11 protein-coding genes are annotated in these 10916 nt (G+C 64.2%); 6 read left to right on the forward strand and 5 right to left on the reverse strand.

The window, feature by feature from the left end; genetic code table 11:
- From GOSPT_RS11585 to GOSPT_RS11600, 4 genes are all read left to right on the forward strand, one after another.
- A partial coding sequence (locus tag GOSPT_RS11585) for a ferredoxin reductase domain-containing protein (protein WP_005206343.1) occupies positions 1 to 455 on the forward strand: 455 nt, incomplete at its 5' end.
- Positions 456 to 487: 32 nt separating this feature from the next.
- Positions 488 to 1180, forward strand: a complete 693-nt coding sequence (locus tag GOSPT_RS11590) for an SDR family NAD(P)-dependent oxidoreductase (protein ID WP_005206345.1) — start codon at positions 488 to 490, stop codon at positions 1178 to 1180.
- 96 nt (positions 1181 to 1276) lie between these two features.
- Complete coding sequence (locus GOSPT_RS11595; RefSeq protein ID WP_005206347.1) at positions 1277 to 2230, forward strand: sulfite exporter TauE/SafE family protein; 954 nt, start codon at positions 1277 to 1279, stop codon at positions 2228 to 2230.
- A 4-nt stretch (positions 2231 to 2234) separates the two neighbouring features.
- Positions 2235 to 2921, forward strand: a complete 687-nt coding sequence (locus GOSPT_RS11600; protein ID WP_005206349.1) for a FadR/GntR family transcriptional regulator — start codon at positions 2235 to 2237, stop codon at positions 2919 to 2921.
- Between the two features lie 376 nt (positions 2922 to 3297).
- Here GOSPT_RS11600 and GOSPT_RS11605 read toward each other — a convergent pair whose 3' ends face one another.
- The 5 genes from GOSPT_RS11605 to GOSPT_RS11625 all read right to left on the reverse strand — a co-directional run bounded on the left by GOSPT_RS11605 (position 3298) and on the right by GOSPT_RS11625 (position 8817).
- The gene (locus tag GOSPT_RS11605) at positions 3298 to 4671 is read right to left on the reverse strand and encodes an ABC transporter permease (RefSeq protein WP_005206359.1); all 1374 of its coding nucleotides are present in this window, start codon (positions 4669 to 4671) and stop codon (positions 3298 to 3300) included.
- On the reverse strand, positions 4668 to 5420 hold the full coding sequence (locus tag GOSPT_RS11610) for an ABC transporter ATP-binding protein (RefSeq protein WP_039855761.1): 753 nt from the start codon (positions 5418 to 5420) through the stop codon (positions 4668 to 4670). Before GOSPT_RS11610 ends, GOSPT_RS11605 begins: the two co-directional genes overlap by 4 nt.
- A 108-nt stretch (positions 5421 to 5528) precedes the next feature.
- Positions 5529 to 6170, reverse strand: coding sequence for a response regulator transcription factor (locus GOSPT_RS11615; RefSeq protein WP_005206361.1), 642 nt, complete (start codon positions 6168 to 6170; stop codon positions 5529 to 5531).
- Positions 6167 to 7348, reverse strand: a complete 1182-nt coding sequence (locus tag GOSPT_RS11620; RefSeq protein WP_005206363.1) for a sensor histidine kinase — start codon at positions 7346 to 7348, stop codon at positions 6167 to 6169. Before GOSPT_RS11620 ends, GOSPT_RS11615 begins: the two co-directional genes overlap by 4 nt.
- Positions 7349 to 7386: 38 nt before the next feature.
- Positions 7387 to 8817, reverse strand: a complete 1431-nt coding sequence (locus GOSPT_RS11625; protein ID WP_005206365.1) for a serine hydrolase domain-containing protein — start codon at positions 8815 to 8817, stop codon at positions 7387 to 7389.
- A 308-nt stretch (positions 8818 to 9125) separates the two neighbouring features.
- Between GOSPT_RS11625 and GOSPT_RS11630 the strand changes: the two genes are divergently transcribed.
- Complete coding sequence (locus GOSPT_RS11630; RefSeq protein ID WP_005206366.1) at positions 9126 to 9623, forward strand: HNH endonuclease; 498 nt, start codon at positions 9126 to 9128, stop codon at positions 9621 to 9623.
- Between the two features lie 192 nt (positions 9624 to 9815).
- Positions 9816 to 10916, forward strand: a 1101-nt coding sequence (locus tag GOSPT_RS11635; protein WP_005206368.1) for a ferredoxin reductase, incomplete at its 3' end; no start/stop codon positions are given.

The raw sequence follows: 10916 nt of genomic DNA on the forward strand, positions 1-10916 counted from the left end.
TGGGCGAGCCGCTCGAGATCAGCGGACCCAACGGACAGTGGTTCACGTGGGACCCGTCGAATACGCGGCCGGTCCAACTGATCGGTGGCGGCTCGGGGATCGTGCCGCTGATGTCGATGATCCGTCTGCGCGAGGTGGCTGCCCCGTCTACTCCGTTCAACCTCGTGTACTCGCTACGTACGCCGCAGCGACGGTACTTCGCGCGCGAACTCGATCAGCTTGTCGAGCACACCAGGTTGCCCGTCAACGTTTTTCACACCCGCGAGGGTGCGGAAGGAGAGACGCGCCGTCCCAGGCGCGTCACGGCGGCCGAACTCGCAGCGGTGACGATTGCGCCGCAACGAGAGCCGACCGTCTACATCTGCGGACCCAACGGGTTCGTCGAACACTGCGCACGAGCGATGCTCGACATCGGGCACGACGCCGGGCGAATCAGAACGGAACGATTCGGATAGAGACGGAACGATTCGGATAGAGGAGACGCACGATGGCAACGAAGAACGCCTTGATCGTCGGGGCATCACGGGGATTGGGGCTCGGACTCACCGAGCGCCTCTGCGAACGCGGTTGGCATGTGGCGGCGACCAGCCGCCACGCCGGCGGCGATCTGGGTGCGCTCGCCGCACGGTCCGATGGTTCGCTGACCGTCGAGAACGTGGATATCAACGACACCGACTCGGTTGTGGCACTGCATGACAAACTGTCCGACACCACCTCCGACCTCATCTTCGTGAATGCGGGAATCACGCACGATCGTTGGGAGACCGTTGGCGACGTCTCGACGGAGACGTTCGATCGCGTGATGGTTACGAACGCGCTCAGCCCCATGCGATTCGTCGAACGATTCGCTGACCTCGTCCCGCCAACCGGAACAATCGCAGTGATGTCGTCGGGGCAGGGGAGTATCACGAACAACACTCGCGTGACTGGGTGGGAGATCTACCGGGCGAGCAAATCAGCACTGAATCAGCTGATGCGGAGCTTCGCGGCCAGGCACTCCGACGACCCGCGCACGTTGCTCTTGATGGCGCCGGGATGGGTCCAGACCGATCTGGGTGGCTCCGACGCCTCGCTGACCGTCGAGCAGAGCACGCGGGGCGTCGCCGACGTCTTGGAAGCACAGGCGGGTGCGGGCGGGCTGCAGTTCTTGGACTATCGAGGTCAGACTGTGCCCTGGTAACAAACGCGGGCGGGGCTAGCGCTCGCATACACCTACTTGTCAGACAAGTACATGTATGCGTAACGTGTCGGTGCATCACCCCGAAGGAGTCTCACAATGCGCACGCTCGGAACCAGGCGGCCCGGAACATTCAGAGCAAGCACGACCGCGGGGCGGGTCGTCGAACCGTCCGTGCCCACCCAGCTCGGGATCGGTGCCACCGGTGGTGTGATCGGCGGACTGCTCGGCGGCGGTAGCGGGGTGTTCTACGTGCCCGCTCTGGAGAAGGTCACCAACCTCTCCCGGCATACTCTTCACGGCACTGCCGGCGCGGCGAACATCGCCGTTACCGGCGTCGGAGCAGCCACGTTCGGACTGGTTGGCGGATCCATCGATTTTCGGGCGGGGACGGGAATGGTTGTCGGCGCCACGCTGGGTGCGGTCCTGGGCGCCAAGCTGATCTTGCGCATCCCGGCGCTCATCCTGCGTTGGCTGTTCGTCGCAATCCTCCTGTTGACGTGCCTCAAATTGTTTCTCGACGTCTCAGGGCACGACCCGATGCAGGGATCGGCCGTCGTGCCCGACAGCTGGCTTGCGAGTCTGTGGTACGTCGTCCCGGTATCGCTGATTCTCGGATTCGTGATCGGCGCGTGGGCTGCCGGGATGGGTCTCGGCGGCGGCCTGCTCGCTGTTCCGGCCCTGATGTTGCTCTTCGGTACCGAACTCCCGACCGCGGAAGGAACGTCGTTGCTGATGTTCTTCCCCAACGTCATCGTCGGAACCATCACGCACGCACGCCAGGGCACCGCCGACATGCGACTCGGCCTCAACCTGAACATCGGTGCGCTGCCCGGTGCAGTCGTCGGCGTGCTGATCGCACTCGCGCTGAACGTCAAGATTCTGAGCATCGTGTTCGCGGCCTTCGCGCTGACGATCGGTGTGCGCGAGATGTACCGGATGTGGCTTGAGAGCGTCGCGCGGCGCCGATCGACCGCCGAGGTCGCGGGCCTATCATCAGAACGAACGGTGATGGACCATTCGAAACCAATCGACAGAGACACAACGGACTAGGACCTTGGAAGCACTTTCGCGCGTTCCGCTGTCGGAACAGGCAGCACGTGCCCTGCTCGACGATGTTCGGCGTGGACGCTGGGAGGTAGGTGAGCAGCTTCCCGGCGAGGTGTCTTTGGCACGGGAACTATCCGTGGGCCGCTCCACGGTCCGCGAAGCCATTCGACGCCTCGCAGCGCGTGGAGTGCTCACCACACGGCAGGGCGTCGGCGTCTTCCTCGCCGCGACCGAACCCACGCAGCCGTGGGATCAGCTCGCCGAGATCGCGGAGATCACCGACGTCTTGCAGGTCCGGATCGCCATCGAATCGCGGGCTGCCGCTCTCGCCGCAGCCAACCACACCGACGACGACGCGCGCATCATCCGAACGGCGTTGGAGAATCGCAACGCTCTGCTCGGCGGAACGCCGCAAGCGCTTGCCGCAGAGGATATTCGACTGCATCAGGCAATCGTCGTGGCGTCGCACAACGACCTGCTGGCCACACTCTTCGACGGCCTGCGGGCGCGGCTGGTGGGGTCGATGACCGACATGCTCACCATGATGCCGGTGGGTCGACCAGACGCCGACGAACACAGCGCGGTCGTCGACGCCATACTCGAGCGCGACGCCGACCGTGCCGAAAGGCTCACGCGTGCACATCTTCTGGGGCTGGCAGACTCGCTCGGATCTGACGCGCGAACCGAAGTGTGAACGCATCGATCTGGTGGCTACGGACCTCGGAGTGATGCATGCATCGACCGAATGTAGCGCGAGGACCCGACGACCACGGTCAACCATGAACCAGGCCTCCCGTTTCCAGTCATTTTTCGCTCTGCCTTGGTAAGCGAACTGGGCTTTTGCGGCCGGGTGCGCGCAGAAATGACTGGAAGCGGGAGCGGCCTAGTGGTCTCGACAAGCTCGACCATCGGGGGGCCGCTCGACCATCGGGGGGCCGCTCGACCAGCGTGGGGACCGCTTGACCAGCGTGGGGCCGCTTGACCAGCGTGGGGCCGTTTGACCAGCGTGGGGCAGCTCGACCAGTGGCACCGCCGCTCGACCGGCGGCAGGCACAGTTCGACCAATGGCGTCACGCGACAGCCAGCGCGTCGACAGGCGCGACGGCCACGGCCCGACGGCTCGGCGGCAGCGAGGCGGCGATCACGACGACGGCGGTGCCTGCGATGATCGCGACGAGCGCACCCCAGGGCAGTCCGACGGGGATGCCCGACGTCGCCTTGCCGATGAGCGACTGGCTGCCGACGGTGCCGAATATGATGCCGAGCACCAGGCCGGCGATCACCGCAGTGCCACTGAGCGCCAACGACTCGCGGACAACCATCGCGCGCACCTGCCGCGCAGTGAATCCCATGGCACGCAACATCCCGATCTCGCGCGTGCGGCCGATCACCGTCAGCGACATCGTCGACACGAAGCCGACTGCCGCGATAATCGCCGAGATGGCGATCATGGCAAGCAGAATCGCGGTGACAACCGACAGGGAACGCTCGGTCTCGGCCATCTCGGCGGCCGACATGTCCCAGCCGTGGACGGACTTGGTCAGTGAGCTCATCCCCGACGCGATGGTGGTCACCAGCGTCACGCCGACGAGGAGTCCGATGGTGGAACGGGTCGTCCGTCGCGGGTCCGACACAGCGTTCTTGCGTGCCACGATCGACGGAGCGCTGGCACCGAACGCGGCACCTATCCACCGGACCAGTTGCGGCACAATGCGTTGCGCGCCGATCAACACACCCGTCGATACCGACGCGGCACCGAGGAAGGCAACTGCGAAGCCGGTGAGATTGCCGAACTCACCGAGGTAGCATGCGAGCGCCAGCAGCAACGCACCAATCACGATTGCGCCGCAGGCGAGGACCGTCCGGAACGTACCGACCTTCGACCGCGCACTGTGCGCCACCGCGGCACGAGTAAGAGTCGACCGTGTGCCCACCCGCGCAGCGATAGCCGCGATCAGGACCACCGCAAGGCCTGCCGCGAACACACCCAGCGGCAGGAGTGGATAGTCGCGTTCAGGTAGCTTTCCGTTGTGCAGGAGCACTTCTCGAACGATGGTCATGACCACTGTCGCGCACACGATGCCGATCACGGCTCCGATGGCTGCCACCGTGACGACGGCCCTGGTGAGTCCCGCTCGCAACTGGCGTGCGCTCGCGCCGATCAGCCGCAGCAACCTCAATTGTGCTCGACGACCGGCGATGACCGTGTCGACACCGGAACTGATCACGATCCCGGAGACGAACAGGGCGATGCCGATGAAGACCGCAGCCACCACTGCGAGCGCCGCACCAGCAGAACCACCCTTCTTCTCCGACAGCACCGACAGCATGCTCGCAGCGTCGACAAGCGTTGTGCCGTAGGCGCTGGCGAGACCCGCGACGATGCCGACAGTCGACAACTCACGCAGCGATCCGACGGTCAGCCGCGCTGATGTGGCCTTCATGCAGAGACCCCCTGCAAGCCGATGAGAAGATCGGAGATCTCACGCGCGCCGAGGCCGCGGTATTCGCCGGTGATCTGGCCGTCGGCGAGCATGATGACACGGTCGGCGTACGACGCCGCGACAGGATCGTGCGTCACCATCGCGATGCCCTGCCCGTACTCGCGCACCGCAGTAGTCAACAGCGCCAACACTTCTCGGCTGGTACGTGTATCGAGTGCACCTGTGGGCTCGTCGGCCAGGATGATCGTCGGACGCATCGCGAGCGCACGCACAATGGCGACGCGTTGCTGTTGGCCGCCGGAGAGTTCGGAGGGTAGGTGGTCGAGGCGTTCGTCCAGGCCGAGTGACCGCACCAGGTGTGCGATCCAGTAGCGCGTCTGCGCGTCGAGTCGTGTCCCGGCGAGTACGAATGGGAGGTTGATGTTCTCCTGGGCGGTGAGCGTCGGGATGAGGTTGAACGATTGAAAGACGAAGCCGATGTGTTTGCGGCGCAGAATTGTTCGTGCTTCGTCGTCGAGCGACCCGATCGGGTTGCCGTCGACCCAGATCTCACCCGACGTGATGTCGTCGAGTCCAGCGACGACGTTCATCAGCGTCGATTTGCCCGATCCCGACGGGCCCATGATTGCCGTGAACTCTCGGCGTCGTAGATCGAGCGACACGTCGCGTAGCGCATGGATCGGTTGACTCGGATCGCCGTAGCTTCGGAATACGTTGCGTAGCACCACAGATGCTGGTTCATGCGTCATGCAGATAACGCTAGGGACATCGATGGCCCCAGTCGTCGGCCGTGACGATGAAATCCGATCGTCCCCTCGGATGACATCGCGTACATCTCGAGATGTATGTCGTGGCGGTCAGACCAACCCGTGGTCGTATGCGTACACGACGAGCTGCACTCTGTCGCGTAGTCCCAGCTTGGCGAGAATACGCGAAACATGGGTTTTCACAGTGGCTTCCGAGAGTACCTCGGCGTCGGCGATCTCAGCGTTGGAGAGTCCCTGTGCCGCCCGCACGAGTATCTCGCGCTCGCGTGGGGTCAGGCGGTCGTACTCGGGTCCGGGATCGCCTGCACGCGTGCGGGTTTGCTCGAACAACCGTCGTGTCGCCGACGCCGCTACCACCTGACTGCCATTGGCGACGGCTCTGATCGAGGCGAGCAGGAAGTCCGGCTGCGCGTCCTTGAGGAGAAATCCACTGGCCCCTGCGGTGATGGCCGATGCCGCGGCCTCGTCGGCGTCGAACGTGGTGAGTACCAGCACGCGCGGAGCGTCGTCGCCGAGTGCGCTGACGAGGTCGGCGGTCGCGGTGATGCCGTCGATGCCCGGCATGCGCACATCCATCAGGACGACGTCGGGTCGCGTAGTGCGCACGAAATCCAAGAGCGAGAGGGCCGACGAATCGTGTCCGACCACCTCCATGTCGGGCTGACTGTCGACGATCATCGCGATGCCCTGGCGGAACATGGGCTGGTCGTCGATGAGGGCGATTCGGATCACCGCGACACTCCTTTCGAGTCGACGTCGGAGGTGGCGGGCACACGCAGTTCGACCAACCAGGTGTCCTCGGTTGCGGTGCTGCGGGCCGTTCCGCCGACGAGCGCGGCGCGTTCAGCCATGCCGATGATGCCGCGGCCTGCGCCACCGGGGGAGAGCGGGGTGTCGGTCAACCCGTTGCGCACGGTGAGGTGGCAGCCCCCGGTCCAGTCGATCTCGACGGTGACGGGGGTGGCCAGGTCGCCGTACTTGAGCGCGTTGGTGAGCGCTTCGGTCAAGACGCGCTGGGCCATGCGTCCGACGGCCGGCTCGCTGGTCTCCTCGTCGCCGATCTCGCGCGTCTCGATCGTCATGCCTGCGGTACGCATTCGCTCGTACAGGGTTTCGCGGTCGGCGCGGGAGGCGGCGACGGCGTCGTCGTTGTTGAGTTGGGCGAGCAGTCCGCGCACCTCGCCGAGTGATTCGCGTGCGGTGTCGGCGATGACGGTCAACGCGTTCCGTGCAACGTCGGGTGCGGTGTCGATGCTGTAGCGGGCACCCTCAGCCTGTGCGACGACGATGGTCAACGAGTGCGCGACGACGTCGTGCATGTCGCGCGCAAGACGTGTGCGTTCCCGCTGTTCGTCGTAGAGATCGAGCAGGCGTCTGCGTTCCAGCTGTGCGATGGTCTCGGCAACCTTTGCCTGCGCGACCGTACGACGCTGATACCGGATGAACCCGAACGTCCATCCGCCGATCACCACGACCGCCGCCAGGCAGAATCCGACGAACGTCGTGAACGCGCGGTTGAGCAGGGACGGCTCGACCGTGTAGGCGTGCGGGAACTCCCACCCGGCGACGAGCGATCCGATCACGGCCACCGCGAGTGAACCACGTCGAACTCGCCGGTCCGGATGCCCGCCGAGCGTTGCGAAGATCGGGAAGTAGGCGAGTGAGGCGAGCACGGCGATCTGGTCGGTCGCCACCTGAATCGCCGCGGATGCCAGCGCGAGCACGATCATCAGCGTCGGAGCGAGTCGTCGAACAGCGAGCGCGACGGTCACGAGCACAGCGGCAATGCCCGCGGGTGTCGACTGGTCGAAGTGCAGCCAGATCGCGATTGCACCGAAGATCATGGCTACGGCGACGTCGAGCATGAGGCTTCGACGGGTCAGGCCGCCGGCATAAAGCGGGTCGCGCATGCGTCCAGAGTGTCAGACGGCGGGGTGCCGCCGAAGGCCTACCGCTTGCCGGGTGACTGAGGTGTCCCCGGTAGGCAGGTGATCGCAAAGCAGCCCGGGTTGCCCTGCAGGGGCGCTCGCAAGGGCGTCGAACCGCATTGCAGAACGGTGCAATTCGACGGTGCGTACGGACCGAAACCCAACGCGCCCAACGCGATGTTCGGGTCGGCGAACTGGACCGGATCGAAGTCGAGGTTCAACGTCGGACGGTACGGTCCGGGGTAGGGAATCCTCGGCGTCCGGAAGGCAGCGACGAGCTTGCGGAAGAACTCGCGATACAGCTCACTGTTGAGGCTGGCGCTGAGAAGTGTTCCCGGGTCTGGCGAGACGTCGCCGAGAATCCCGTTCCAGCTCACCAACAATCCGAGACTGGGGACGATGAAGTTGTTCTGCTGCAGGAAGCCGACCATCGCGTAGGCGTCGGACGGCAACCCGGCCAGAGGCGCCTGCTGAATCGTCTGTCGGGACGGGAACGATGGCCCGGTACAGGGAGAGTCGTTGACCCAGAACAGATATCCGTAGCACCGATTCGACGCAGAGGGCGTGTGAGCCTGGCGGATGTAGTCGGAACTGATGATTCGTCGGCCGCCCCAGACCCCGTCGTTGAGCATCAGCAACCCGAGGCGTGAATAGTCCGTCGGAGGCATAAACAAGAAGGCGTATCCGTAGGTGTGGCCGGACCGATCGCGCGCCCAGTAGTAGTCGTGTTGCTTGATTCCCAAGGGCCCGAACAGTGTTCGCTGCGCGAACTCCTGCAGATCTTCTCCGACGGCGCGCTGCACGACGTACGCAAGGAGGTCGGGTCCGTGCTGCGTGTATTCGAAGAACGTTCCCGGCTTGTGCTGAACAGGCAGCGCGAGAGCTTCTTTCGCGATATCCGGATCGACGTCGAGTCCCGCAGTCAGTGCTTCGCTGACGATCGACTGGCGCAGGCCAGACGATTGGGTCAGCAGGTCGCGCACGGTGATCGCTGCATGTGAACGATCGACTGTCCCTGCGGGGAGATATTTCTCGATCGACGCTCCGAGATCTAGTCGCCCCTGCGTATAGGCGACACCGGCGAGCATCGAGATGACACTCTTGGTCGAACTGAACAGATTCCACGGAATGTTTCCGGTCACGGCGTTCAGCGGTCCGTTTCCGATCAGACAGTTGTTGCGATAGACCTCGATATGCGTACGCATTCTCGACGCCGCGAATGCGATGGCGTCGTCGAGCTTTGCCTTGTCGATTCCGACGCTCGACGGCGTGGCGGAGTCGGGTGCCGCGGAACCCTGCGGAAGGGCGCACCGCGCTTGGCTCGGCGCGGCGGTGGCGGTGGGCACAGTGGTCAGCGCCACCGGTGCCACAAGTGCGATCAGTGCTGCACAGGTCAGCAGAATTCGCTGCGGGATACGCGTGAGAAACCGGTGAGCTGGATGCTCGGACACTGCGCTGACCCCCTGATTGTGAGAACTACTGACGTGCAGCGTGGCACGCGTCGGATGCCGTGGTGTCGCCTTCGGAAAATGGAAGGCGATGCCGTCGAAATCTTGTGCAGATCGGCCCGCCGGGTGGCCACACTGCACACCGCGAAGTAAGCGTGTGCCGCCACTGTGGAGGTCTGCCCGAATATGTCGTCGAAGTGAACGTCGGACAGTATTTCGCCGCCACAGAACAAATGGCCTCGCGAGATCGACGTATTGCCATTAGCGTGGATCGCGCCACGTCCGAGCGCATACGGCATCGGAGGACTGCCATGACAATCTTCGTCACCAACGCCGGGTTGCAGATCCTGGCGCGTGTGACCTGGCGTCGTGCGGCCGTGTTGCTGACCACCGAAGTCGCGCGCAACGTCGAGGGCACGCCGGTTGTGCGCGTCGTACATTCACCCACGGTGACCCTACCCATTCACAAAGTGGTGGCCATCAAACGCAACGCCTACCGACCTTATGCGGGCAAGTCGATGGACTCCTATGCGTCTACAGCGACCATTTTGCGCCGTGACCAGTGGATTTGCGCCTATTGCGACGGCCCTGCCGACACCGTCGACCACATTGTGCCGGTGTCCAAGGGCGGCAAGAGCACCTTCGGTAACCAGGTGGCGGCGTGCAAATCCTGCAACGGTTTCAAGGCCAATCGCACTCCGCGGCAGGCGGGCATGGCGATGAGGCACGCACCTTTCGTCTATGACCCGTGGGCGCAGGACCAAAAAGAGGTCTGGGAACTGTTCACGCTGCGGCCGAAGACGGGGTAGTTGCCGTGGCGGATCACCGATGAATCCGCCACGGCGCAACCACATGGGTCACGTTCCCGGACGACTGCGCGGGTCTGATTCTGCGGGTTATCGATCACTGGACACCCGTGGGCGGCGGCCTGCAAAGCATCTGTGACGCCCATCACCAGCTGTGTGTACACTCGTTCACTACGAGCTACCGGAGGGAGGCTGGTGAATCTTCTCAAGTGGAGTAAGCGGCCTGCGGCCGACGTCGACGCGACGCGCCCAGAGGTCAACATCCTGCGAGGCCTGATCGCGCGAGCGACGACCCCTCTGCTACCCGACGATTATCTACATCTGATCAATCCGCTGTGGAGCGCCCGCGAATTGCGTGGACGCGTCGAAGACGTGGTCAAGGAGACTGCCGACAGCGCGACGGTGGTGATCCGCACGGGGTGGGGATTTCCCGAGAGCTATCGGCCAGGGCAGTACGTCGGCATCGGCCTCGACGTCGACGGACGCTGGCATTGGCGGTCGTATTCGCTGACATCCTTCGGCAGCAACGACGACAAAACGATCTCCATCACCGTCAAGGCAAACCCCGACGGCTTCCTGTCGACGCACCTCGTCGACGGCGTCGCGCCGGGCACGATTATCCGCCTCGCCGCGCCGAAGGGCGACTTCGATCTGCCGGAGCCGGTTCCCGACGCCGTGCTCTTCTTGACCGCGGGCAGCGGAATCACGCCGGTGATCGCCATGCTCCGCGCAATGAAACACCGCGATCAGACGCCCGACATCATCCACGTCCACGCCGCACCGAGCCGCGACTCAGTGATCTTCCTCGACGAACTCGAACAGCTCGACGTCGAAACACCTAGTTACACACTGGATCTGCGCCTCAGTTCGGAGGATGGCCGATTCGACGTCACCCAGCTCGACGCCGCCGTTCCGGATTGGCGTGAGCGGTCGTGCTGGGCGTGTGGACCCATTGAGTTCCTCGACGACATCGAAGATGTGTACCGCGCGAACGAACTGTCGGATCAGTTGCACATCGAACGCTTCGCCATCGCACGCACCGACGTCGGTGGTGAGGGTGGCACCGTGACGTTCGCGAAGTCGGGTAAGTCGGCAGAGATCGACGGTGCCACCACACTCCTTGAAGCCGGCGAGGAGTTGGGAATCCAGATGCCCTTCGGATGTCGAATGGGTATCTGCCAGACCTGCGTTGTTCCGCTTGCAGCCGGCTACGTCCGGGATCTGCGCAATGGCGACGAACGACGCGAAGGTGACCGCATCCAGACATGCGTCTCGACCGTGTCGGGTGAATGCACG

Origin of the sequence: Gordonia sputi NBRC 100414 (genome assembly GCF_000248055.1) — a bacterium.
GTDB classification, from domain to species: Bacteria; Actinomycetota; Actinomycetes; order Mycobacteriales; family Mycobacteriaceae; genus Gordonia; species Gordonia sputi.